Annotated in this window: 27 protein-coding genes and 1 pseudogene; 10 read left to right on the top strand and 18 right to left on the bottom strand. The window is 44.0% G+C overall.

What is annotated here, in order from left to right:
• Nucleotides 1-81: 81 nt before the first annotated feature.
• Complete coding sequence (locus O3Q51_08475; protein ID MCZ4408839.1) at nucleotides 82-1,542, bottom strand: DUF2330 domain-containing protein; 1,461 nt, start codon at nucleotides 1,540-1,542, stop codon at nucleotides 82-84.
• Nucleotides 1,539-2,360, bottom strand: coding sequence for an RnfABCDGE type electron transport complex subunit D (locus O3Q51_08470; protein ID MCZ4408838.1), 822 nt, complete (start codon nucleotides 2,358-2,360; stop codon nucleotides 1,539-1,541). The genes O3Q51_08475 and O3Q51_08470 overlap by 4 nt, the downstream gene beginning before the upstream one ends.
• Nucleotides 2,361-2,451: 91 nt before the next feature.
• Here O3Q51_08470 and O3Q51_08465 point away from each other — a divergent pair, with 91 nt between their 5' ends.
• A complete protein-coding gene (locus O3Q51_08465) occupies nucleotides 2,452-2,862 on the top strand; it encodes a hypothetical protein (protein ID MCZ4408837.1) in 411 nt (136 codons plus the stop codon).
• On the opposite strand, the gene O3Q51_08460 is transcribed toward O3Q51_08465, so the two are convergent.
• The 3 genes from O3Q51_08460 to O3Q51_08450 form a co-directional block, all read right to left on the bottom strand.
• Nucleotides 2,859-3,434, bottom strand: a complete 576-nt coding sequence (locus tag O3Q51_08460; GenBank protein ID MCZ4408836.1) for a tetratricopeptide repeat protein — start codon at nucleotides 3,432-3,434, stop codon at nucleotides 2,859-2,861. The two genes, O3Q51_08465 and O3Q51_08460, sit on opposite strands and share 4 nt — an antisense overlap.
• On the bottom strand, nucleotides 3,431-4,015 hold the full coding sequence (gene def / locus O3Q51_08455) for a peptide deformylase (GenBank protein ID MCZ4408835.1): 585 nt from the start codon (nucleotides 4,013-4,015) through the stop codon (nucleotides 3,431-3,433). The genes O3Q51_08460 and def overlap by 4 nt, the downstream gene beginning before the upstream one ends.
• Nucleotides 4,016-4,077: 62 nt before the next feature.
• Nucleotides 4,078-4,656 (bottom strand): outer membrane beta-barrel protein, encoded by a 579-nt coding sequence (locus O3Q51_08450; protein ID MCZ4408834.1) that lies wholly within the window; start codon nucleotides 4,654-4,656, stop codon nucleotides 4,078-4,080.
• A gap of 106 nt (nucleotides 4,657-4,762) precedes the next feature.
• Between O3Q51_08450 and O3Q51_08445 the strand changes: the two genes are divergently transcribed.
• Nucleotides 4,763-6,847: a thiamine pyrophosphate-dependent enzyme gene (locus O3Q51_08445; protein MCZ4408833.1), complete on the top strand. Its 2,085-nt coding sequence runs from the start codon at nucleotides 4,763-4,765 to the stop codon at nucleotides 6,845-6,847.
• A gap of 119 nt (nucleotides 6,848-6,966) precedes the next feature.
• Nucleotides 6,967-8,052, top strand: a complete 1,086-nt coding sequence (gene paaK / locus O3Q51_08440) for a phenylacetate-CoA oxygenase/reductase subunit PaaK (GenBank protein ID MCZ4408832.1) — start codon at nucleotides 6,967-6,969, stop codon at nucleotides 8,050-8,052.
• Between the two features lies 1 nt (nucleotide 8,053).
• On the opposite strand, the gene O3Q51_08435 is transcribed toward paaK, so the two are convergent.
• Nucleotides 8,054-8,428: a hypothetical protein gene (locus O3Q51_08435; protein ID MCZ4408831.1), complete on the bottom strand. Its 375-nt coding sequence runs from the start codon at nucleotides 8,426-8,428 to the stop codon at nucleotides 8,054-8,056.
• A gap of 131 nt (nucleotides 8,429-8,559) precedes the next feature.
• Between O3Q51_08435 and O3Q51_08430 the strand changes: the two genes are divergently transcribed.
• Both O3Q51_08430 and O3Q51_08425 read left to right on the top strand, forming a co-directional pair.
• Nucleotides 8,560-9,837: a serine hydrolase gene (locus tag O3Q51_08430; GenBank protein ID MCZ4408830.1), complete on the top strand. Its 1,278-nt coding sequence runs from the start codon at nucleotides 8,560-8,562 to the stop codon at nucleotides 9,835-9,837.
• Between the two features lie 58 nt (nucleotides 9,838-9,895).
• Nucleotides 9,896-11,206 (top strand): alkaline phosphatase D family protein, encoded by a 1,311-nt coding sequence (locus tag O3Q51_08425; protein MCZ4408829.1) that lies wholly within the window; start codon nucleotides 9,896-9,898, stop codon nucleotides 11,204-11,206.
• Here O3Q51_08425 and O3Q51_08420 read toward each other — a convergent pair.
• The 3 genes from O3Q51_08420 to O3Q51_08410 are packed head-to-tail and all read right to left on the bottom strand — an operon-like array spanning nucleotide 11,203 to nucleotide 13,715.
• Nucleotides 11,203-12,861 (bottom strand): formate--tetrahydrofolate ligase, encoded by a 1,659-nt coding sequence (locus O3Q51_08420; protein MCZ4408828.1) that lies wholly within the window; start codon nucleotides 12,859-12,861, stop codon nucleotides 11,203-11,205. The genes O3Q51_08425 and O3Q51_08420 overlap by 4 nt on opposite strands.
• 3 nt (nucleotides 12,862-12,864) lie before the next feature.
• Complete coding sequence (locus O3Q51_08415) at nucleotides 12,865-13,287, bottom strand: META domain-containing protein (GenBank protein ID MCZ4408827.1); 423 nt, start codon at nucleotides 13,285-13,287, stop codon at nucleotides 12,865-12,867.
• Nucleotides 13,288-13,337: 50 nt separating this feature from the next.
• Nucleotides 13,338-13,715 (bottom strand): hypothetical protein, encoded by a 378-nt coding sequence (locus O3Q51_08410; GenBank protein MCZ4408826.1) that lies wholly within the window; start codon nucleotides 13,713-13,715, stop codon nucleotides 13,338-13,340.
• Between the two features lie 37 nt (nucleotides 13,716-13,752).
• On the opposite strand from O3Q51_08410, the gene O3Q51_08405 reads away from it, so the two are divergent.
• On the top strand, nucleotides 13,753-14,388 hold the full coding sequence (locus tag O3Q51_08405; GenBank protein ID MCZ4408825.1) for a hypothetical protein: 636 nt from the start codon (nucleotides 13,753-13,755) through the stop codon (nucleotides 14,386-14,388).
• 30 nt (nucleotides 14,389-14,418) lie between these two features.
• Here the strand turns inward: O3Q51_08405 and O3Q51_08400 are convergent, their stop codons facing one another.
• Nucleotides 14,419-15,483, bottom strand: a complete 1,065-nt coding sequence (locus O3Q51_08400; GenBank protein ID MCZ4408824.1) for a DUF4421 domain-containing protein — start codon at nucleotides 15,481-15,483, stop codon at nucleotides 14,419-14,421.
• A 153-nt stretch (nucleotides 15,484-15,636) separates the two neighbouring features.
• On the opposite strand from O3Q51_08400, the gene O3Q51_08395 reads away from it, so the two are divergent.
• Nucleotides 15,637-16,788: an MFS transporter gene (locus O3Q51_08395; GenBank protein MCZ4408823.1), complete on the top strand. Its 1,152-nt coding sequence runs from the start codon at nucleotides 15,637-15,639 to the stop codon at nucleotides 16,786-16,788.
• An 11-nt stretch (nucleotides 16,789-16,799) separates the two neighbouring features.
• On the opposite strand, the gene O3Q51_08390 is transcribed toward O3Q51_08395, so the two are convergent.
• Both O3Q51_08390 and O3Q51_08385 read right to left on the bottom strand, forming a co-directional pair.
• Nucleotides 16,800-17,237 carry a universal stress protein gene (locus O3Q51_08390; GenBank protein MCZ4408822.1) on the bottom strand — a complete coding sequence of 146 codons (438 nt, stop codon included), beginning with the start codon at nucleotides 17,235-17,237 and terminating at the stop codon, nucleotides 16,800-16,802.
• Nucleotides 17,237-18,013, bottom strand: a pseudogene (locus O3Q51_08385) (patatin-like phospholipase family protein). The gene O3Q51_08390 and the pseudogene O3Q51_08385 overlap by 1 nt, the downstream one beginning before the upstream one ends.
• Before the next feature lie 109 nt (nucleotides 18,014-18,122).
• Here O3Q51_08385 and O3Q51_08380 point away from each other — a divergent pair.
• Nucleotides 18,123-18,668 carry a hypothetical protein gene (locus tag O3Q51_08380; GenBank protein ID MCZ4408821.1) on the top strand — a complete coding sequence of 182 codons (546 nt, stop codon included), beginning with the start codon at nucleotides 18,123-18,125 and terminating at the stop codon, nucleotides 18,666-18,668.
• 227 nt (nucleotides 18,669-18,895) lie between these two features.
• Here the strand turns inward: O3Q51_08380 and O3Q51_08375 are convergent, their stop codons facing one another.
• From O3Q51_08375 to O3Q51_08355, 5 genes are read right to left on the bottom strand one after another with little or no spacing between them, the layout of a single operon-like run.
• The gene (locus tag O3Q51_08375) at nucleotides 18,896-19,306 is read right to left on the bottom strand and encodes a (4Fe-4S)-binding protein (GenBank protein MCZ4408820.1); all 411 of its coding nucleotides are present in this window, start codon (nucleotides 19,304-19,306) and stop codon (nucleotides 18,896-18,898) included.
• Nucleotides 19,307-19,322: 16 nt separating this feature from the next.
• Complete coding sequence (locus O3Q51_08370) at nucleotides 19,323-19,628, bottom strand: N-acetyltransferase (GenBank protein MCZ4408819.1); 306 nt, start codon at nucleotides 19,626-19,628, stop codon at nucleotides 19,323-19,325.
• Nucleotides 19,629-19,632: 4 nt separating this feature from the next.
• Nucleotides 19,633-20,292 carry a nitroreductase family protein gene (locus O3Q51_08365; GenBank protein MCZ4408818.1) on the bottom strand — a complete coding sequence of 220 codons (660 nt, stop codon included), beginning with the start codon at nucleotides 20,290-20,292 and terminating at the stop codon, nucleotides 19,633-19,635.
• Nucleotide 20,293: 1 nt separating this feature from the next.
• Nucleotides 20,294-21,160: a pirin family protein gene (locus O3Q51_08360; GenBank protein MCZ4408817.1), complete on the bottom strand. Its 867-nt coding sequence runs from the start codon at nucleotides 21,158-21,160 to the stop codon at nucleotides 20,294-20,296.
• A 6-nt stretch (nucleotides 21,161-21,166) separates the two neighbouring features.
• Nucleotides 21,167-21,880, bottom strand: a complete 714-nt coding sequence (locus tag O3Q51_08355; GenBank protein ID MCZ4408816.1) for a pirin family protein — start codon at nucleotides 21,878-21,880, stop codon at nucleotides 21,167-21,169.
• Between the two features lie 261 nt (nucleotides 21,881-22,141).
• Between O3Q51_08355 and O3Q51_08350 the strand changes: the two genes are divergently transcribed.
• Nucleotides 22,142-22,756, top strand: coding sequence for a hypothetical protein (locus O3Q51_08350; protein MCZ4408815.1), 615 nt, complete (start codon nucleotides 22,142-22,144; stop codon nucleotides 22,754-22,756).
• Here O3Q51_08350 and O3Q51_08345 read toward each other — a convergent pair.
• Nucleotides 22,753-23,247 (bottom strand): AsnC family transcriptional regulator, encoded by a 495-nt coding sequence (locus O3Q51_08345; GenBank protein ID MCZ4408814.1) that lies wholly within the window; start codon nucleotides 23,245-23,247, stop codon nucleotides 22,753-22,755. The two genes, O3Q51_08350 and O3Q51_08345, sit on opposite strands and share 4 nt — an antisense overlap.
• A gap of 127 nt (nucleotides 23,248-23,374) precedes the next feature.
• Here O3Q51_08345 and O3Q51_08340 point away from each other — a divergent pair, with 127 nt between their 5' ends.
• The gene (locus O3Q51_08340; GenBank protein ID MCZ4408813.1) at nucleotides 23,375-23,575 is read left to right on the top strand and encodes a hypothetical protein; all 201 of its coding nucleotides are present in this window, start codon (nucleotides 23,375-23,377) and stop codon (nucleotides 23,573-23,575) included.
• Nucleotides 23,576-23,666: the final 91 nt, after the last annotated feature.

Genomic DNA, 23,666 nt, shown 5'->3' with positions numbered 1-23,666 from the left:
CTATAAGGCGGTCTGGATGGAAAAAGGGTGAACGATTGGTCGCTCACCCCTAATGACGTTAGAAGAACTTATAAGGTTGCATCAGGCGTCTTTTCGCTTTCGCTTGGGACGCAAAAAGGTGACCCCTAATATTACTGCTAGCGGAAACAACCACTTGGCCCATGATCCACCATCATCATCACCTCCGGGCAAAATCGCTGAGGGCAAGAATGAATTTCGCTGTGGTGCATACTTATCGGGCTTGAAGCGTTTTGAGTACTCTGTTACGTAGTCGGCATAATTGGGGTTGGTCCAACCCGCAAGAGCAGCAAGCTCCTTTACTTCCAGACTTCTTCTGTTTTCCAAATCACGAACGTATCGATCTCCTGCCTCACAATTCAAGTCTCCTTTGGCCGGATGAGTGATAACGTAACGGGCCTGAAAATGCTCGGCGTTCGGAGTAACCTGAAACTGCAAGTCTTGTGGGAATCGATCTTTAGTGTAGCGCACATGTAAACGGGTAAAAAAGACCTGACTCTCGTAATTCATCCCCGTAACCCAATTGACTCCTGCGGTAGCAAAATCTCCAAATACAGGTGGTGGTGACACACAAGGGTCGCACTTTACCCCTTGCATTGGACTTACATTCCAAGCGTATTCCAAGAATACTGCACTCCTGCCCTCTTTGTGGTAAGCACGGTGAAAAAGGTCTTGATAGAACTCACCGAAGTATCGGTTTACGAAAAGTGGAACTTTATTGGCCGTGGGCATTTTCACCGTTCGGTAATTCACGGGCTCTACTCTTCCCGTGCGCGTAAAAGCGTATACAATCAAATCCTGGGGACCATTGGCATTGGCCATACCCAATCGGATAGGAAGCATAAATCGGTCGCTCTCAAAGCTGATTTGAATCGGTCTGAGGTAGTCGAATCCATTTTTCTGCTGCTTATCCAAGTTGACCTTAACCACAAAGAATTTGGTGTCGCTGAGGATGTATGGCTCTAATACTTCAGCCGCCTTGGCAGGAATCTGATAACCATTGCGCGTAAGCCATGTCTCCAAACCATCAGACTCTTCGGCGCTTAACAACAAGATGTCGTACTCACCGATGGTGTACTCGGCTTCGATGGTCACTCCATAGTCTTTGTCTTCGTCTTCCATGACTTCTTCTTGCATTCTCATACTCATTTCGGGCACGGCCATTTTGCTCATCGCCATATCACGCTGTACAATCGGCTGACAAGGGTTGGCGTCGTGGTATTCCACAAGTCGTGGAGCAGAATAGGCATCGAGCCGGTCAAAGATTTCTCGCTCAACAACCTTGATCTGGTCTTCTCTGAGAACGACTGGCACGGGCACTACCATCGCAAAGTCTTTGACATCGCCCTTAAAGTCGTTGCTCATGGTGATGACGGTGTGATCGCCGTCTCTTACCAGAATGACTTCTGATTTTTCATTGAATAAATCGGTCGAAGCTTTTGCGACGTAAAATCCGCAGAAGGCTGACACATCGGTGCTGATAATCAGCATAGCCATAAAAATGGCGGTGATTCTCCTTTTCATATGTTTTGGGTTTTAGGTATCCACTTAAATCGCTCGGCTTTAAACACCTGGTCGATGAGTGGAGTAGTGAATGAAATGATAAATAATGCAATAAGCGGGGCTTGGTACAGGTAGAAAAACTGACCAAGAAAAAAGCTGAGTAAGGCAATCATACTCGCCCAGAGAATTCTCCCTTTTCGGCTATTTGGAGTCGTCTTGGGATCGGTAATCATGAAGAAGGCGAAAAGCAGAATAGTTCCGCTATTGAAGCGGTGGAAAACCACGGGCCAATCCCAACCGAGATAGGCAATGAGCCTCAACGACTCCAAACCAAACAGCACCGTGAGAAAAGTCAAAGAGAGATCCCAACGCTTTACTCGGAGCAGAATGCCCGTGGCACCCAATAATATAAGCAACATCCCTGTTTCACCGTGGCCCCATTGGCCCGGTGATATCCAGGCGTGCCCGGTCAGAATAGCGAGGATAATCCCAAAATTGGTGGGATTGAAAACGTGCTTGCCCTTGTGTCGAATGAGGAATTTTGAAGAGATTGTCGCGACTCCTGCCAAGGCCATTACCCAAACGGAATCTACCCTCAGCAGCAAGCAGAGACCCAAAGCGCTTATCAAAGCACTCTTAATAGAACTAAGGGGTTGCCCTTTCCATTTGGCCCAAATGATCTGGGTAACAAGGGATGAAACAAAGGCAGCGGCGAAAACATCGAGCCTTGCCGACCATTGAAGAAATAGAAGCCCGTAGGCCAAAAAAGATCCCAATAAGAATATCTGAAGATACCTGGGGTCGTTGCGCTCTTGAGTAATTGTGGAAACCAAATTCATTGCTGTTGATTTCCCTTCGGTACACGGAAGTTTGGGGTAAGTTCAAATCAGTGATGATTTTTTTAATCAACTTTGTGCAAAAGCAAGAAATATGAAGAATTGCATTGGCTTATTTATCACCGTTTTTCTTTGCGGAACACTACAAGCTCAAAAAGGATACACTGAATACCAAAAAGTAAACGGATTGGAAATCTCCACCAAGTGGGGACAAGCAAAAGATGCGGACGGAGTAAAAAAGGATGCGCTTTTGCTAAAAGTAGAAAACACCGCAGACCGTGCGGTGACTTTGGCTATGGACATCAATCTATACTACGAAGGAATACTGAGAGAGTCAGGGCGAATCGAAGGCGAGTGCATTCCCGGATTGAAATCCAGAGTGGGAAAGCTCAATGGAATCTACTTTGTTCCAGAGAATTTTACATCCGAGCAATTGGAGAACAGCAACTTCAATTTCACGCTGGATGAGATTGAAGTGGAAGAAGTGGATGGATGTGAGGATTAATCCTCAGCCGCTTCGGCTTCCTTTTGCTTCTCTTTTAAAAACTCCAGAAGCTCATCGTCGCTCATTCCTACAGTAGCCAATCGCTGCTCGGCTTGCACAGCCCATAGGTCGCCGGGGTACTTTTCGATTACCTTTTCGTAAGACTCTTTTGCTAATTCAGGTTCGCCCAGATCTTCATCGTAAGTGAAGGCCGTCAAGAAGGCCACTTCAGGTGCTTTCTCCCAACGTGGGTATTTTGCCAGAATACGATCGTAGAGTTTAATGGCTTTTACCGGTAGATTTACCGCTCTGGATATGGCCGCCGCCTTGTAGAGATACTCGGGCGTCTTGTCCATATCACCTGGAAACTTTTCCGTGTACTCAATGTAATCTTTCAGTAGCTCCCCCATCAGTTCATCTCCGGGAAGGAGGTTTTTCTCCTCCATGATCGTCTCAAGAGAATCAATGCGCATAGATAGTTCCAACCTTTGTTCAGCATGGGTCTTTGCACGTTCTTCCGACCCTGTCTCTTCAGAGGCACACGATACCATTACCAATGCACCAAAAACTGCCAATCCTACTGTCCTAATCATCTCTTAAGTTTTAATTGTGGAAATCGCATACGGTAATTCACCTCTACATTTCCTTTGGAAATATCCGTCAACTTGCGCTTCAGTAATTTCTTTTTCAGCGGTTTTAATTTGTCGGTAAATAGAATACCGTCTATGTGGTCGTATTCGTGTTGGATAATTCGGGCTGCATAGCCGTCGTATTCTTTTCGATGAAAATTCCACTCTCTATCGTAATACTCAATCACAATAGTGTCATCGCGCGTTACGTCCTCCCGGATATTAGGTATGCTGAGGCACCCTTCCGGAAAAACGAAGGGCTCTCCCTTTTCTTCAACGATACGAGCATTGATAAAGACTTCTTTGAAATCCTTTACTTTCTGAGCTTCGGGATCTTCCTCATCTTCACCGAAAGGAGAAGCATCAACGATAAAGAGCCGAATGGACTTTCCAATTTGCGGTGCAGCCAACCCTATGCCTTGAGCACCGTACATGGTCTCAAACATATTGTCAATCAACTCATCCAGACCTTCGTGGTCCTTATCTATGTCATCGGCTTCCTTCTTCAATACAGGATCGCCGTAGGCGACTATTGGTAATATCATTCTACAAAAGTAGTCAAGAAGTACAAAAGAAATGAAGAACTGCTGCTGAGCTACATAGATTTCTACTTGCGTTGCAAGTGAAAACTCAATCCGATCAAGAAATATGAGTTGTAGATCTTGTCTCCGTCATTGTCCTTTACAATATCAGTCAAGGTGTGGTTCCATCTGGCATCTATTGAAAACATCAGAAACTTAAACCCTGCGCCCAACGATGAGGACAGCGAAAAAGGATTGATATTATCAACTTTTTCTCCTTCTACCTCTGACTTGATCCTGATATTTCCTGAAACTCCACCCAAGGCATAAAGACCTCCGAACTTGAATTTAAGTGCGGCGGGAATATCAATGTAATCGAGCTGATACTCCAAAGTGCCTAGCTCCTCAAGATCAAACGTTGCCCCTTTTTGCACGTAGAGTGCCCCTGTTTCCAAGTGCATCGTCGGAAAAAGCTTAATATCTTTTCTCAATCCGATATGAAGACCATTTCGCGAATCAGTGGACTCATCTCCCTGATTCAAATCAGCATAACTCCAACCGGCAGTAAAAATGACGGTAGATGGTTTCTCAGAATCTTTCTGAGCTTTTAGGTCTGATATGGAAAACAATAAAAATGATGCGATTACAATGGATAGATACTTCATAGTCGTGGTTTTCACCAAATATATTTGAAATTTTCAGAAAGCCCGCTTCCCGTTGAAAAATCAAAACACTGTCTAAGTTGTTAACTTTGCCGCTCAACCTAACAAGATGACCACCGCAACAGAAAATATGGAGGAAACAACTATCCCCAAAGAGGCTTTATTAAGAATTTGGGAATTGATGAGCACCTCAAAAGCCATGGCCGCATTGTACGAGGAAAACAAGGCTGTGACGGCCAAGTATGTGCATGCTTCTTCTCGCGGACACGAAGCCATACAGTTGGCCTGTGGACTACAACTGAACCCTCAGGACTACGTATTTCCTTATTACCGTGATGACAGTATCCTGTTGGGAATCGGTATGCGGCCTTATGAGCTCATGCTCCAGCTTTTGGCCAAAAGAGATGACCCCTTTTCGGGAGGAAGAACATACTATTCACACCCGAGCTTGAAGCGGGATGATATGCCTAAAATTCCCCACAACTCAAGTGCAACGGGAATGCAAGCCATTCCCTCAGCAGGTGTAGCCATGGGTATTCAATACATGGAAAAGCAAGGTCTTCTGCAAGAGACTGAAGATGCTCCGATCGTAGTGTGCAGCATCGGCGATGCGGCGATGACCGAGGGAGAAATCAGCGAAGCGCTACAGATGGCTGCCTTGAAGCAATTTCCGATGGTATTCTTGGTTCAGGACAATGAGTGGGACATATCTGCCAGCGCCGATGAAGTGCGCGCAAACGACGCAGCCTATTATGCTCGCGGTTTTAAAGGAATTGAGACGAGAAGCATCGACGGTGCGAGCATAAAAGAAAGCTGGAATACCCTACAGGAAGTATTTAAAACCGTTCGCGAAGAGCGGAGACCTTTTTTGGTGCACGCCAAAGTGCCACTTCTTGGTCACCACACCTCCGGCGTGCGAATGGAATGGTACCGTGACGACCTGGAAGAGCACAAAAGCCGAGACCCATGGGACAGGCTAAGAGCTGAGCTGATCGATGCGGGACAGAGTGAAGCAGATTTGGACACTATTTTCGACGAAGCTGCTCAAAAGGTATCGGATGATTATGAGGAAGCACTGCAAGCCGAAGACCCGCAACCAGAAGACCTTTTCACCCACGACTTTGCTCCTACTCCGATTTTGGAAGAAAAAGGCGAGAGATCGCCTTCAGGAGCAGAAACTGCCCTGATGGTGGACTGCGCGCTATTCGCCGTTCAAGAAATTTTAGAGGATCACCCCGAGGCTTTACTTTACGGTCAAGACGTTGGTGGTCGACTAGGTGGAGTATTTCGAGAAGCCGCCACACTCGCGCAGAAATTTGGAGATGATCGGGTTTTCAATACTCCGATTATGGAGGCTTTTATTGTTGGGAGCACAGTGGGTATGGCAGCTGCAGGTGCAAAACCAATTGTGGAAGTACAGTTTGCCGATTACATCTGGCCTGGACTCAATCAGCTTTTCACCGAATTGAGTCGAAGTTATTACCTCTCAAACGGTAAATGGCCAGTATCGGCTGTGATCCGTGTTCCCATTGGAGCTTATGGAAGTGGTGGCCCTTATCACTCATCTTCAGTAGAATCAGTATTAACCAATATCAGAGGGATCAAAGTGGTCTATCCTTCTAACGGTGCTGACATGAAAGGACTTATGAAGGCCGCCTTCTATGATCCTAATCCAGTGGTAATGCTGGAACACAAAGGTCTCTACTGGAGTAAGATCAAAGGAACGGAAGAAGCCAAATCAAAGCTTCCTGACCGCGATTATGTCGTGCCTATTGGCAAAGGAAGAATTGCCCAAGAGGCCTCCACCACAAAAGTGGAAAGCCGAGAAAGTTTGGTGGTCATCACCTACGGAATGGGCGTTTACTGGTCGAAAACAGCTTCAAAGCAGTTTGACGGAAGGGTAGAAATCGTAGACCTCAGGTCGGTATCTCCTTGGGATGAGGACTTAGTTTACAAGCGAGTTCGTCTTCATGGAAAATGCTTGATCGTAACGGAAGAGCCTTTGGGCTGCAACTTCGCTAAAGGTATCGCCGGTTCGATTCAAGAAAATTGTTTTGAAAAACTAGATGCGCCGATAAAAGTGATCGGATCGGAAGATTTGCCTGCCATCCCTTTAAATTCAACCTTAGAGGAAACGATGATACCAAATGCCCAAAAAGTAGAAAAAGCGCTAAACGATCTTTTAGTGTATTAGTTTTTCACCAGCACTTTTTGAAAAGAGGCATAAACATTCATTATTTATCGGCGTTAAAACAGACACTTGGCCGATAGGCCTGAGAATCCTATTTTTGCACGCAAATTTCAAAGCCCAAAATGGCCAAATTTCATAGCTTAAAGATCAAAGACGTTCGCAGAGAGACCAAAGACTGCGTTTCCATCGCTTTCGAAATCCCCGAAGAACTCAAAAGCGAATTCCAATACAAACAAGGTCAATACATCACACTTCGCCGAGATTTTAATGGCGAGGAATTGAGACGTTCGTATTCTGCTTGTTCAAGCCCTATCTCCGACAGTGATCTCCGCATCGCCGTGAAAGAAGTGGAGGGCGGACGCATGAGCAGCTACCTCAACAATGGAATTGAAAAAGGCCAAGTACTTGAAGTAATGAAGCCGATGGGAAACTTCTACACGGAGATGCCCGCATCTTCACCGAAGCATTATGTCGCGTTCGCTGCAGGAAGCGGAATCACTCCTATCCTATCTTTGCTTAAAACTGCTTTAGCGGTAAATGCCGAAAACAGCTTCAGCTTGTTTTATGGAAACAAGAGCACTGCGGATATTATATTCAAAGAAGAACTCGACGAGCTGGAGACGAAATACTCCGATAGACTTAAAGTGGCTCATCTATTGAGCCGTGAAGAAACGGAAGATCCTCTTTTTAGCGGACGCATGTCTGCAGATAAATGTTCTGAACTTATGGAACGTTTTGAAGCAACTCAAAAAGCAGACGAATACTTCATTTGCGGGCCTTTTGACATGATCAATAGCATCAATGAAACGCTTACTGCTAAAGGGATTGCCAAGGAAAAAATTCATTTTGAGTTGTTCACCACTCCTCCCGCTGAAACGGAAGAGGCAGAAAGCATCTCCAATAACGAGGGCGGGAATACACCCGTAGCCGAATCAAAAGTCACCGTTGTTTTGGACGGTGAAGAGATGGAAATAACGGTCACTGCTAGCGACAATATATTGGACGCGGTTTTAGATGCAGGTCTCGATGCGCCTTACGCATGTACAGGTGGTTCTTGCTGCACTTGCCGTGCAAAGGTCATGGAAGGCTCAGCCGTGATGGATGTAAATTACGCTCTAACGGATAAGGAAGTGGAAGACGGATATATCCTGACTTGCCAATCACACCCTACTTCTGCGAAGATGGTCGTGGACTACGACGAACCGTAAATCAGTTTTCGAGCTTAGCCGTAAGCGATTTCTCAGGAAGAATTTCCAGAAAATAGTAAACCACCTCGGCCAATACTTGAAATACAAGTATCAAGACAATCCACAATACCTTGACACCCGTGCTGGTTTCCTTGTTGGTACCTGCGTGTATCAAATAAAAGATCATGAATCCTACCGTGTAGACACTCAGGAAGATGATCCATGCGAGCATTCCTCCAAACAAGCTCAGCGCAAACTCAGGACCCATGTCATCTTTTAAGGCGATTGCTTCAGGAAGCACAGCTGCAATGATCCATACTACAAAGCCAAGAGCAGCGAATAGCTGGAGAATAGTGAATATCCCGATCAGGATTTTAGCGGTCTTTGACAGATTCATGATAGTGTAGATTTATTACGAAAGTAGTGCCTCACTCCAAATTGAGTCAGGGATTAATGCGGAATGGTTTAATTTCGTGTCAAGCGGTTTTTAGAATTTAAACCTTATACTCTGAATCTCGTCAAATCCCTATGAAGTGTTTTGTCTTTTTTGTCTCTTCACTGCTCTTTGTTACAACAAGCGCTCAAACCTACTTTCCACCTGCAGAAGGAAATGATTGGGAAACCATGGAGCCGAGCGAGTTGAATTGGTGCCAAGAGAACATTGATACGTTGTTCAATTACTTGGAGGAAAAGAACAGCAGGGCATTCATTATCCTGAAAGATGGTCGTATCGTTTTAGAAAACTATTTCAACGGACATGACGAAAATACCCTTTGGTACTGGGCATCAGCGGCAAAAACAATCACTGCCACTCTTACAGGAAAAGCACTGGAAGACGAACTGCTGAGCTTAGATGATCCCGTATCTCAATACATCGGCACAGGGTGGACGAGTTGTGACTCCATCGATGAATACGAAAGAACCATCTTTCATCAACTGACCATGAGCTCTTCGTTCAACAATTCTCCTTTTCTCTGGGACTGTACGGAACCCGGATGCTATCAATGTACTGATGCAGAGGTAGGAACAGAGTGGCATTACCACAATGCCGTTTACAGACGGCTTATCGAGGTAGTTGAGGCCGCTACGGGAATAGATCGTAACGATTACACCAACTCGGTTGTGGAAGAAGTAACAGGTATGACAGGGTTCTGGGTCGACAATCTCTATTTCAGCAAGCATCGAGATATGGCAAGGTTTGGCTGGCTGGCGATGAACGGTTTTGAGTGGGATGGCACGGCCGTTCTGACCGCTCCTGAATACATTCAAGCACTTACCACGCCTTCTCAACTGATGAATCAATCCTATGGCTACCTGTGGTGGCTCAATGGTCAATCAAATCACATGTTTCCGCTGGACCCCGTTCAATATGAAGGTTCGATGATACCAAGTGGTCCGGATGATATGTACATGGCCTTGGGAGCCAATGATCAAAAGATATATGTGGTGCCGTCCCAAGGACTAGTAGTTACGAGACAAGGAGATGCGGCCTTCGGGTTGGAGGCCGCAGCGTCTGCATTTGACGTAGAGCTTTGGGAATTGATTTCAAATCTGGAATGCTCCCCCCTTTCAGACTATTCCCAAATGGAAAATGAAAAGCCCTTTATTTTCCCAAATCCATCAAATGGAGCAGTCACTTTGCCTTCTGATGAAAAGATTGATCTGATTGCTATTTACAGCGTGGAAGGAAGACTCATCGAAAAACCAAAACCAGGCGATATAATTTCTTTGCCAAAAGGTACCTATCTCTTTACCGTCTTGTATACTGATAAATCTTCTCGAAATCAGAAAGTCATCGTGCAATAAAACGTCGCCTTGACTTCTCATTTGAAAATTGACCCTTTCTTTGTAGAAAATTGTCTCAATGAAAAGGCTCATCTCGATCTTCTTTTTGCTCGCTCCTCTCCTACTTTCGGCTCAGGATCTACTTAAGTCAGGCCCAATGAAGGGCTATGCCGAAATGCGCGAAGCTTTGATTTGGGTTCAGATGGAAGAAGCTTGTATTGTGGAGCTGGTCTATTGGCCCGATACACTGCCAGAGCGCGAATTTCGTTCGCTCGCAAAAGCAGCAGCACCCGAAAATGCCAATGTAGTGCACTTGATTGCCGATAGTCTGGAACCCGGAGTTACTTACCGCTATTCCATTTATGCCAATGGTGAAAATCAAACCTCAGATCGCGAACTGACTTTTAGCACTCAATCGCTATGGCAATTTAGAACAGCCCCTCCTGAGTTAAAGATTGCAATCGGAAGTTGCGCTTATATCAATGAAGAAAAGTACGATAGACCGGGAAAGTCATACGGAAGCACCTATGGAATTTTTGAAACCATAGCCGATGAAAATCCGGATATGATGCTTTGGCTTGGTGACAACATCTACTTGCGAGAAGTCGATTGGTTTTCGCGAACGGGAATTTTGAGAAGGTACACCCACACCCGATCATTGCCCGAGATGCAAAACCTTTTGGCTGCAGCCAATCACTACGCTATCTGGGATGACCACGATTTCGGGCCAAATGACGCCACACGCACTTTCCCATACAAGGAAGAAACGCTGGATGCATTCAAGCTCTTCTGGGCAAACAACAATTATGGAGTGAACAACCTTGGAGGCATTACCTCAGCTATCGAATACGGCGACGCGCATTTCTTCTTTTTGGACAACCGCTGGCACCGCTCTGAATACAATATGGCGACCATTGAAGAGCAGATGCTTGGCGAGGAGCAGATTGATTGGTTGATTGAGCTCTTGAAATACAGCCGTGCTCCCTTCAAGTTCGTAGCGTGCGGCAGTCAAGTATTGAGCACCGCAGCGGTTTATGAAAATTACGCCAACTATGAAGAGGAACGAGCGATGCTTTTGAATCGCATAGCCCAAGAAGGAATCACCGGAGTCATTTTCCTTACGGGTGATCGACACCACACCGAAATGAGCGAAGTGGAAATTGACGGAATCAAGATTTACGATCTTACCGTATCGCCGCTTACATCGGGAACGCACAACCCAGGCGACGAAAAGAACGATAATCGTATTGAAGGATCATTGATTAATCAGCACAACTTCGGATTAATCAACATCTCAGGTGCAAGAAAAGCACGTGTGGTCAATATTGAAATCAAAAGTGCCACGGGCGAAAAACTCTGGTCTTATCAAATCAACGAGACCGACTTCTAAAAAAGGCCGGAGATCTTACCGTCTTTATCAATGTCTATATTTTCTGAAGCGGGTGTTTCAGGAAGTCCGGGCATTCGCATCATCTTTCCTGTAATTGGAATGAGGAATCCCGCTCCTGCTGCTATTTCAATTTCGCGCACCTCAATTCCAAAACCTTCCGGGCGGCCTCTTCTTTTGGGATCATCCGAAAGCGAGCTTTGTGTTTTGGCTATGCAGATGGGTAAATTGGATAGTCCCAGCCTTTCGATCAGTCGCATATCGGCTTTTGCAGGACCCGCAAAATCAACTTGACCCGCACCGTAGATTTTCTTTGCGACGGCATTCACCTTTTCTTCTACTGATTGATCAAGATTGTACACAGGGGTAAATGAACCCGAAAAGTCATTGACTTGATTGACAACGGCTTCTGCCAATTCTGTTCCACCTTTGCCTCCGTCTTTCCAATAATCAGCTGAATAGGCTTCAATACCCTGTGCCTTACAATGATCGATAACGGCTTGTACCTCATCATCTGAGTCGGAAGTAAATCGATTGACTGCCACAATAGTTGGAACTCCGTAGACTTTTCCGTTTTCCAAATGTCTTTCGAGGTTGGGTATTCCCCGCTTTACAGCATCAACGTCAGGTTTCTGTAAGTCGGCGAGTTCTACACCACCATGGTACTTGAGCGCGCGAATGGTGGCTACCATCACGATCGCAGATGGACTAATATTTCCCGACCGGCACTTGATGTCCAAGAATTTCTCAGCTCCCAAATCAGAACCGAAACCAGCTTCAGTGACCGTGAAATCGCTAAGTGTCATCGCCATTTTTGTAGCAATCAGTGTGTTCGTTCCTTGGGCAATGTTTGCAAACGGTCCGCCATGGATCAAAGCAGGAGTTCCTTCGAGTGTTTGCACTAAATTGGGGTTGATGGCCTCTTTCAACAAGGTGGCCATCGCTCCTTGGGCGTTTAAATCACGAGCGTAGACGGGTTCTCCCTTTCGATTTAGTCCCACCAGTATTCTGGCAAATCGATTCTTGAGATCCTCCAGATTTTCTGCCAAACAAAGAATGGCCATAATCTCAGAAGCCGCAGTAATGTCGAAGCCTGCTTCTCGCGGCACTCCCATTGTCTTTCCACCCAAACCGATAACAATGTCTCGGAGGCTTCGGTCATTCATATCCATGACCCTTTTCCAGCGAATGGTGCGCGGATCGAGATCAAGATTTCGGTTTTTGCTCTGAAGATTATTGTCAATAAGTGCGGCCAATAAGTTGTTGGCTTTTTCCACTGCAGAAAAATCTCCATTGAAATGAAGGTTGATCTCCTCCATAGGTATCACCTGACTATAACCTCCTCCGGTAGCGCCACCTTTGATTCCAAAGACGGGGCCCAAAGAAGGCTCGCGGAGTGCCAAGGTAGTTTGGGCACCAATGTGGTTCATGGCATCAGCCAGGCCAATAGAAACAGTTGTTTTCCCTTCTCCTGCAGGTGTAGGTGTCATAGCCGTAACCAAGATCAGTTTTCCATTGGGATTTCCACCCAAATGAGCGGGAATTTTCGCCTTGTACTTACCGTAATGTTCTAGGTTTTCCCTCGCGATTCCTATTTTCTCAGCTATTTCTTCAATCAGCTTGGGCTGAAATGAATTGGCAATTTCAATATCACTCATAATCTATTCTTTGGCAGTAGTGAAACGAAGAAGTTCATCGGATGCTTTTTTCAAAACGAGGTCATTCTTTACTACATCTATGGAAGTAGCGCTTGTTAAAGCATTTATAAAATCAGTTTCTCCCGAACCCGGACAATGCATTTTGGTCATAGCTCCAGGATCGAGTTTCATAACTTCTCCTAAAGAAAACTTGCCTGAAAAGGAATTGCAGCCTGTTGATCCCTGCATTGCGCCATCCTCTTTAAAGGTAAGAGTAGGAAGCCCTTTCATAAAGTCGGCTTCATTTACATCTTCACCGTTTAGGCTCTTTAATATCCATTCATTGCCTATCAAATCGGACAAAAGAGAAGACCCGTCAGATGCTTTCTGAACTGTAGAGCAAGAGACCAGAACAAGTGATAGAATAATGACAATATATTTTCTCATGGGTATAAACTAAAAAAGGGTGCTCGCGCACCCTTTCAACATTGAGTCTTTTACTTTTTAGACTTTTCAGCCTTATTCATTTTGGTCTGGGTGTACTTTGCTTTAAACTTTTCATATTGCTCTTCAGTCAGAACTTGTTTCACAGTCTCGTTATTTCGCTCTTCGTACGCCTTGATCTTTTCAGCCTTTTCAGCATCAGAAAGGTCCATACTTTCCATCGCCGCTTTGCTCTTAAACATGGACATATTCATTCCCAACATTCTTTGAGCTTGAGATTCATTCAAGTCGAGGTACGTTGTCATTTGTTCTGTAAGTTCAGTAGCCTGTTGCTTCACTTTATCCTCCATAGAAACAGCTTTATCTGTTTGGGCAAAAGAAAAAGATGCGATGGCAAATGCAAAGGCAGTTAGGATTAGCTTAATTTTCATGTTATTTTAAATTTTGGTGTCCCTAAATGTAAGAACCATGCCGGAAAATACTAGAATGCCGTTTATTTTTTTTCTTGTTATCACATTTTCAAGCAATAATGCCTTCTCTCAATCTGATAAATACCCTTTAGTTCATAAAGAAGAATTTCATCAATCCATTTTTGAAAATGATCAATTAAGGGTGCTCAATGTTCGTGCTTCCAATGGAGACACTACAGCGCTTCATCGGCATTGCAACCCCATACTCTACCTCACACTGCAAGGGGTAACAGTTAGCCTAGAAGAACCAGCGCAACCCTGGAAAAATGTAAAGCTACCCACGGGCTGGATCGGACAAGATATTTACAAAAGTGATTCTTGCTTTGTCCATCGCTTCGCCATTCCTGAAGAGGGCCGACTGCACATCGTAGCAGTTGAAGCATTGAAAAACACAGACGCCATTTCGTTCAGCTCTGACCCCATTCACAACGAAAATGGCTTTTCAGTTTATAAAATTGAATTGGCTCAATTAGCCGAAGTAGCGCGGCTTTCAATTCCCATAATCTTAGTAGAATCCTCTTGTGATGAAGAGTGCAGCGTAGAAGTTGTCAGCTCGAACATGCTGTCAAAAAGGAAATTGCAAAAACACACAGCTTATGCTGTCTTTTTTAAAATGATAGATGTCAAATTCTGAAAATCAGTTAGCTAGGAAAAGAATGACTTGTCAGAGCGGGAGCTTGTCTACCACACGTTTTACTTTGGGTCCCATCAGAAATCGTTTGACATAGTTTAGACGTACATTACCCACGCCGAAAACCATCCCATTCTCTGCTTCATTCACGGCATTTTGAAAGGTAGAAGAAACGGCAGTTAGTCCAAGATACCATTCAGGGGAATTGTATCCGAAACCGAAGCGAAAATCTGCAGAAGGGTTTACCAGCCACTCCGATTCTTCCGTTCCGTCATCGTATGTGTATCGAGTTGGCCCTATTCCCAGTCGAAAGTTGAGTGAAAGCGTCAGGAACATATGTTTTATGAAAACGAATGTGTGAGAGTATCCCCCTTTGGGACCGATATCGAAAAAAGCTATTTCTCTAATTCCCTTCAAGGGAACAAAAAGATCTTCGTTGACCAGCGAAGAAATCAAGCTACTATCTCCATCTGCATACACCAATGCCACTTCACCCCCAAGCAGGAACGAGCCAGCACTCTTTTTCTGTACCTCGTTGTGAACAAAAGGTGCAGCATATGAGAACTTTTCACCATTGAAAAGGTGCAGATAGGAAAGGCCAAAGAGCCTGAGCCGCATATCGGATCGAACATAAAACGGATCTTCCCATTCAGGGATAATATCCGATGTATTATCCATGTAAAGCCCATTATAAAATTGTCCATAAAAATCTATTACCGAATGCCGGGTATAGGTATACGATTGCAAATCCAAGTACTTCGTTTTACCTCGTCCCACATCGGGGTTTAGAAAATCAAACCCATATGCCAAATTCAGGGTAAACCCCTTTACAGTTACACCGATACCCAGGTTTAGGGTCGTATTGGGTTCGTAGTAAATATTTCTGTTTTGAATGTCATCGAAAAACTCCAGATTGGTGAATTTTTGGGACAGGTAAAACCTACCTGTTATAAACCCAGGAAAGGTTTGGATATAAGTCGTATCGTAATCTAAAGTTTCTGTATTGCCAACGTTTCCTACTTCGACACTTTGGGAAAAGCCGAATGTGGGTACAAGAAAAAGAACGATCAGACAAACCGATTGGAAAGCTACTTTCAAAATCAGATTACTTTGGTTCAAAGATGATAATAAAATCACTTTTAACACCGTGACTGAAATGAATCTACCTTTGGCTCAAGTTGACTCTTAAAGGTGCGCATTTTAAAACTCTATTCGAAATCATATAGCGGCTTATCCAAACCTGCTTGGCTTTTGGCGCTCGTCATTCTGATAAATAGAACGGGGACCATGGTTCTGCCTTTTTTGAGTATCTATTTGCGTGAGGCGAGAGGACTTACATTAGAAGAGGTAGGAATCATACTCTCACTATTCGGAGCCGGATCTCTTGTTGGTTCTTTTCTAGGCGGGTGGCTTACGGATCGAGTAGGATCTTTTGCGGTGCAAACAGGAGCTTTGATTGGCGGCGGAGTTTGCTTTTTGATTCTACGAAATATCGAAAGCTTTGAAGGCTTGGCAATTGGATTTTTTCTGACCACTGTAGTTACAGACTCACTGCGCCCGGCCAATTCTACAGCCGTAGCTCAGTACGCCAAAAAGGAAAATCTTACCAGAGCTTACTCGCTGAATAGGATGGCAACCAACCTTGGGTTCACGATCGGACCAGCCATCGGAGGCTTTTTAGCAGCAAAAAATTACGACCTACTCTTCTATGTAGACGGATTTTCTTGCATAGGAGCTGGAATTTTATTTGCTCTCTATTTTTTAAATCTCCCGAAGAATAAAGAGGAAAAACAAACGGAATTGATTGAACCAAAAGCGAAACCACTTCCTCCATGGAAGGATCTTTCGTTTATGGCTTTCATCTTATTGGTAGCAGGGTATGGCACCGTGTTTTTCCAGCTGTTTATCAGTCTCCCGCTTTATTATCGAGAAATTTACTTCTTGCCGGAAAACCAGATTGGCTGGCTCCTGGCGCTGAATGGATTTATAGTGTTTGCCATTGAAATGCCTTTGGTCGCAAAACTTGGAAACAAGATTTCCATAAAGCGGGTGGTAAGTTTGGGCGCTGTGTTTGCCGGCTTAGGACTCATCATGCTCAATGTAGCTGAAGGCATGGTCATTCTTGTTTTATCAATGATTCTATTGAGCATCTCTGAAATACTCGCCATGCCTTTTATGACTACCTATACCGTACAAAGGGCAAATGAGAAGTCTCGTGGTCGGTATCTGGGGATGTACTCCGTTGGTTACAGTATAGCTTTTATCGCAGCTCCTGCGGTGGGTACTTTTCTAATCAAGTACTCCGGATATACTTTTCTCTGGTATGTGCTGGGTGCCTTTTCTATTGTAGTGGCTACCGGGTTGTTCCTCAATATTTCATCGGACAAAATGCAAAAAGCCTAAACGGCTTACTCCTAATCAGGCATTGGATAAACGAGCAGCGGCCTCTTGGATTTTTTACTGAGCTCTACCGCAATGTTTTCTAGAAACAGGTTGTAGAAAAATCCGTTTTTGTGCGACCCGCAAATCACCAAATCTGCTTCGATGTCATCAGCTTGTTTCAAGATCTCATCAGCCACATAACCCTGTATCAATAATGCTCTGGCATCAATATTCTGAGAATCCAAACGCTTTGCTAATTCCTGTACCCACCGATGTTCATCCCTGTATTCGCGGGCTGCATCAAGCCGAATATACTCGGGGCCCACGTCATAACCTACGAATTCAGGTTCGGGTCGTGCGATGTGCAATATGTAAAGAGTTGCATCATAGAGCGATGCCATCTTTCCTGCGTAGTCCAGCATTTCATCAGTACCGTTTTCATTATCAACGGCTATAAGAATCCTTTTCATTATTTAATAATTACATTTTCAACTGCTTGATCAATATGATCGGCTTTAAACTTTTCCGCCCAAACCATTCCCTCTTTGTATCCTAAGTCAAACAGGCTTTTAGCTTTGGAAAAGTCAAGAAGATCAAATGATGCTTCCATTTCAGGTCTTAACACGTGATCACACATTTTCATTCCCTCCTCACTGCTGCGGTTTACAACCAAATGGAATACCTCAAGGGCGACATTTTTCATTGTTTTCAGGTTTTGGGTGAATTTTCCTTTGTTCACCTCAACTCCTAAAACGTAAGAACAAGTAGAGACACATGCACCTGAGGGTAAATTGTTCAACACTCCGCCATCTACATATTTCTCACCTTTGATTTCAATCGGTTCAAATAGAATAGGGATACTCGCAGATGCCAAGATTGGTTTTCTCAATTCACCTTTGTGAAAATCGATACAATCGCCTTTAGCCAAATTTGTAGCAAAGACGTGAAGTGGAATTGAGAGTTCTTCGAAAGTAGCAGGAAGATTTTTATCCAACACCTCTTCCAAATATTTCATACCCAAAAGCCCCGATAAACTGGGCTTGAGCCGAAACAAATTCAAAAAGCCTTTTCCCGAAAGGAGATCGAGCATAGCCATTGGCTTCATGCCTGCTGCATAAAGGGAACCAACCACAGCTCCGATACTGGCGCCGCTGATACAAGACGGCTTCAAACCGCACTCATCAATAGCCTGGAGAACACCAACTTGAGCAAGCCCTCGAGCCCCGCCACCACTTAGAGCCAAGCCCCAATTCAAATCCGTGTTTTTCGTCTGTGTCATTCTTCTTAATCCTTCGAAATCTAATTTACGCTATTTTGGCATGAATTTTACTCCTAAAGCTTAAAACTTAGAAATTATGAAATTTCGAATTGCCATATCTCTATTTGCCGCTGCAATTCTTGTTGCATGCGGAAGTCAATCACCCATGGGTGAAAAAGTAAAAGAGCCCTTTACAGGATCCAAATACGAGTCGAATAACCGTTATTTTCGAGCTACGGGAAAAGGATCGAGCATAAAAGACAACATCGCTCGCGGTAAAGCAGACATCGAAGCCAAGAATCAACTGGCGGGTCAGGTAAGCACGAATATGCGAAACGTAACAGACCAATATTTGGGTCAAACGGATAATGCCGTGGGTGCAGACGTAGCCGACAAATTTCAAAGCCTAACCAGACAGGTGATGAACACAGGACTGGCTGACTTGAGAAAAATTGGTGAGGAGAAATATTACAACGGTGAACAGTACACGGTATACATTGCTTACGAAATAAAGAAAAATGCCATGTTCCGCTTTATGAAAAAGCAAGCCAAGACAGACTCAAAAATCGATAAAGAGAGTCTTGAGGTAATGGAGAAAATTTTGGATCTCCAAATTGAAGCGACAGAAGATGATGATGAATAGCTAAATCAAATTTGAACAAAAGAAAAGGGAGCCTCATATGAGACTCCCTTTTTTTATCAGGACCTGTATATTCCGGTGAAACCGGAAGGAACTTAAACCAAAACCTAATCAACCATGATCCAACAGGCCCTGCCAAAGATTTTCGGCGTGGGGCCACCCACAAACATTGGTTTAAACTGTATTCCTTTCAGCTGACATAATAACGCATTACTGTCAATATTGTTTCTCTATTCAGCTTCGAAATTAACTTTGGAATGACTACCGTCACAATAAGGTTTTTTACCGGAAGCACCGCATCGGCACAAGGCTATAACTTCTTGCTCCAACACTTCCTCGCCATCAACTGATTTCAAGCTTAGCTTGCCTTTAACCAAAACGGGGCCGTTTTTAAGTGGTTCTATTGTCGCCATATTATCTGATTTTTGTTCTTCACCTTTAACCCTATATGACAAAGCTCCCGAAGGGCATTTGTCAATGGTATCTCTAAGTTCCCGTTCAGTAGCGTTTGCCGCTTCAATCCATGGTTTGCGATTTGGGTCAAAAACTTTAGGGAGGTTTTTCACACAGTTTTTAGAGTGATAGCAAAGCTCGGGTTTCCACACTACAGTGGTGCCACTGTTTTGGTATTCTTTCTTCATCATATCGGAAAGTAATTTAACCCAATCGGATTCCCGTTGCTACCAATTCCTTATATTCAGGATACCTTTTCAGGTAGTCCTTGATAGCCTTGCAAGATGGGATGAGACGGTAGTCGTTTTCCTTTATGTAGTTCAAGGCATGCTCTAGCATTTTGTCTCCCAGACCATTCTCCAATAATTCAGGAGGACCTTCCAGATTTGTAATGAAAAACTTCCCTTCACGATTGGCACGATACTCCAACTCTACCCAATCTCTTTTTACTTTGACGCCAAAGGTTTGACGCTCTTTGTCGTGTTCAAACTCGTATTCAGTTTCAGACATGTTCTCAAATGGTCTTAATGATTCGACCTCGCGGAAAACGAAATTTTGGTTGAGATGCATACGAATCATCACTGCTTCTGTAACCCAATGTCACCACCGCAAGGCTTCGTAAATTTAGCGCTTCTAATTGAAGAATCCTATCGTAGTCCTCACCTTTGATGCCTTCCATCGGGCAGGCGTCAATTCCCATCAAGGCTGCGGCGCTTAGTAAAGTACCCATAGCTATATAGACTTGCCTGCTGTTCCAATTGAACAACTGCTCTTTATCCATGCGGTTTACATAGTCCAGCGTTCCGGCAATTTTTCGTTGAATCTGATCTTCTGATCGATCTCTGAGTTCGCCTTCCAATCGGGCATAGTCTTCAATATGTTCCTCACCTATTTTTGTTTTTGCAGCAAATACAATCAGTTCAGACGCATCCGTAATTTGAGTTTGACCGTGTGAATGTTCTTTCAATTGTTCTCGTATCTCCGGATTTTTCACGTGGATAAACTCATATGGCTGTAGGCCCATACTAGAGGCACTGAGCCGAAGCGATTCAAGAAGTACATCTACCTGCTGATCATCGAGGTTTCTCTCAGGGTCAAACTTCTTGGTCGCATATCGCCAATTCAAGGCTGAAATCAATTCTTCTCCTGTCAATCTTTCTACTGTCGTTTCCATATTATTCTTCTATTAAAATCCCCATTCTACCTTGGTTGTAGTCTCGGATAGACTCCATTATTTCTGTTTGAGTGTTCATTACAAAGGGGCCGTAAGTCGCCAAAGGCTCGTTTAGCGGTTGTCCCAAAAGAATCAGAATTAAAGATCCTGCTTCCAATTCGAATTCCAATCCATCGCCTTCCTTGCTCGTTCGGTAAAAGCTTTTCTCTTCAATTAAGCCATGACCTTTCACCGTTCCTTTGCCTCTTATCACATAGAAACCACCGTCCATTCCTTCGGGAAGGGTCAGCTTTCCGTTCTGTTTTCCTTCGGATTTAAGAGCTGCCAGAAAAACGGAAAAAGGGGATTTGGCTTTACCCTTGTTTCCATCATACTCTCCCGATATCACATCCAAGGTCATACCATCCGAGATGGGCACAGATGTCATTTCCTCGGGTTGGATACCCAAATAGCTGGGCGTTTCCATTTTATTAGCTTTTGGCAAATTGATCCAAAGCTGGATCACTTCTGCCGTGCCTCCTGTCGCTGCAAGCGCAGCCGAAGGTCGCTCGCTGTGAACGATTCCTCTTCCGGCACTCAACCATTGAGCGCCGCCCGGCCTAACTACTGAAGAGTTTCCGAATGAATCTCTGTGATGAAGTTCACCCTCGATAACGTAGGTCACAGGCATGAATCCACGGTGAGGGTGAGGCCCTACCCCTGCATGAAGCGGGTTTACTCCTTCTTCCACTTTAATATGACTATGGTGAAAAAGTAAAAACGGATCGATTTGCTCCAATCGATTTGTGGGAAAGGGCTGAAAGACCGGCATTCCGCCCATATCCAATTCAAAAGCCGGTAGTGTTTGAGTGATCTTTTTTAATTCCATGATTTCCTAGTTCATTGGTACTTCGATTAGTAGTAACTCTGCATTTGTATTGGCTTCAAGCGTAAAGCTGCCAATATCAGAAATGCCCATTCCATCGCGTTTTTGAAGTGGTTCACCTGCTATGGTAACGTCCCCCTTCAATACAAATACATAGACTCCGTTTCCTTCACCTTTCACTTGGTAAGTCAGGTCTGTTCCTTCAGTCAAATCAGCCATGTGCAAGTAGGCATTCTGGTTGATCTTAACTCCTGTTCCAGATGATTCCAAGGGAGAAACGATTTCTTGAAATTGATTCTTCCTCTCACTCGGAACAAAAGATTTTTGATCGTACCGCGGCGCGATGTCCTTGTACTTAGGAAAAATCCAAAGTTGTAAGAAGTTAACCGGTTCGTCGGCGTTCTTGTTGTACTCGCTGTGAAAAACACCCGTTCCGGCTGACATCAGCTGAACATCATTTTTACGGATGACTCCGCTGGTGCCCATGCTATCCTTGTGCTCCAAATCTCCCTCTAGCGGAATACTGATGATCTCCATATTTTCATGAGGATGTGTGCCAAAGCCTTTCCCTCCTGTCACGATATCATCATTCAGTACCCTTAGCATCCCGAAATGAACACGCTCGGGATCGAAGTAGCTGGCAAAACTGAAACTATGATGTGTATTGAGCCAACCATGGTCGGCATGTCCTCTGGTGTTGGCTTTGTGAATAACTGTTTTCATGATCTTATCTTCTAGGTTAATTATGTGGAATCGAATGTGAGTACAAATTTAATGTACCTACATATATAATTGACTAAAGCCTCATCTATGTAGCATCAGCAATTTCTATATGACTTCGATAATTGAAGAAAATCATTGAATTGACAACTTGATAGTCCTTACTTCGTATTGTGAACAAATCAACAAGGTAAAAGCGCAGCTTGAGCCAAAAAGTCGTTTACCTTTGCTCGTTATACTACGCTCAGAATAAAAGAACAAAACATGCTTTATCGCCGGTTAATTTTTATTGCAGTACTTGCTACACTTCCCTTTGCAGGCTTTGCTCAAGCAGATGAAGAATCTGAAAAGCCCAATACGCTCGAAAATCAATTCATCGATCTTAAAAAGAAATCGAATAGCTACCAGCAGTATAAGGTAGTTGATAAGATGATGCTCGACGGATTTTGGTCGGCAGTAGAGGATACTCTGAACGAAAACAGTGCTGAGATCAATGGTCTAGATAAAGAAGTAAGCTCCTTGAAAAAGACTGTTTCGACACTGGAGACCAACTTGGCCGACAGAGACAGCAGCCTTTCTAATCAAGCTTATCAAATAGAGCACATGAGCTTCTTGGGAATAGATATGACCAAAGGCGGGTACATTACCTTTAGTTGGGTGATCATATTTGTGCTGATTTTGGCTGTGTTGATTTTGTATTTCCGATTCTCATCGGCAAACAAGACTACTAAAGGAGCCAAGAAAGACTTCAGTCAGCTGCAAGGAGAGTTTGATGAGCACAAGCGCAAAACTCGAGAAAAAGAAACGAAGCTGATGAGAGATCTTCAAACGGAGATCAATCGAGTGGAAGAGCTCAAAGGAAAGCTCGGAGAAGCTTAAGATCGCATCTCTTCTTTCATATCGCCGATGATAGAACGAAGTAATCGCTTATTGTCATTCAGGCGCTCTTCGAGCATGATCATGGTTTCGGTTCCCTTCACCCCTTCTATATCCTGCATTCTGAATAGGACTTCCTTCGCGTGAAGGGTATCCTTGCACCTCAATTTGCAAAAGATGCTGTACGTTCCAGCGGCTAAATCCGCTACGGTTACTTCAGGAATAGCATTCAACTCGTCGATGATCTGCATGGCACTATAGCCTGTCGATACGAAGATGCCCGCATAAACGGTAAGAGTATACCCGAATTTGTGGTAATTGATCGAAATGGAATAGCCGTTGATAATCCCCTTGTTTTCCAACTTCTTAACCCGTTGATGCACGGTACCCGTAGATACGATAAGCTCCTTCGCTATCTCGGTAAAAGGTTTTCGCGCATTGTCAATTAGTTTGAGAATGATCTCGGAATCTATATGGTCAATCTTTTTAGGCATATTCTAGCACATTTACATAATTTGAATTCCAAATCTACAATTCTTTCAATTATAAATGCAATTCTCTTTAAAAGGTGGCTCCTAGAAATATCCTCATCTATTTTAGTAAGCCAAAATTTAAAGATATATGAAATTAGTTGATACCATTAATAACCCCAAGAGCATTGTAGAACTTTACCTAAGCGAAGATGGCTCACAAGTGATTGAGAGAAAGTGTTTGACAGAAAATCGTTGTAAGGAGTACACCTACACGCTCGACCAATACTTCAATAAGTCAGGTGTATCGAGAGTATTAAAAAACAAGATTGCCATAGCAATGGCTGAATAAGCTAAGCACACTCATTCAATTTGTTAGGTTGAAGTGCTTTGAAGAATCCGTTTGGATTCGAGTTGATGGTGAAAAGAGGCTCTTAATTGAG

The organism is Cryomorphaceae bacterium 1068, from assembly GCA_027214385.1.
Taxonomy (GTDB): Bacteria; Bacteroidota; Bacteroidia; order Flavobacteriales_D; family Cryomorphaceae; genus JAKVAV01.
This window is presented reverse-complemented; position numbering and strand designations above follow the sequence as displayed.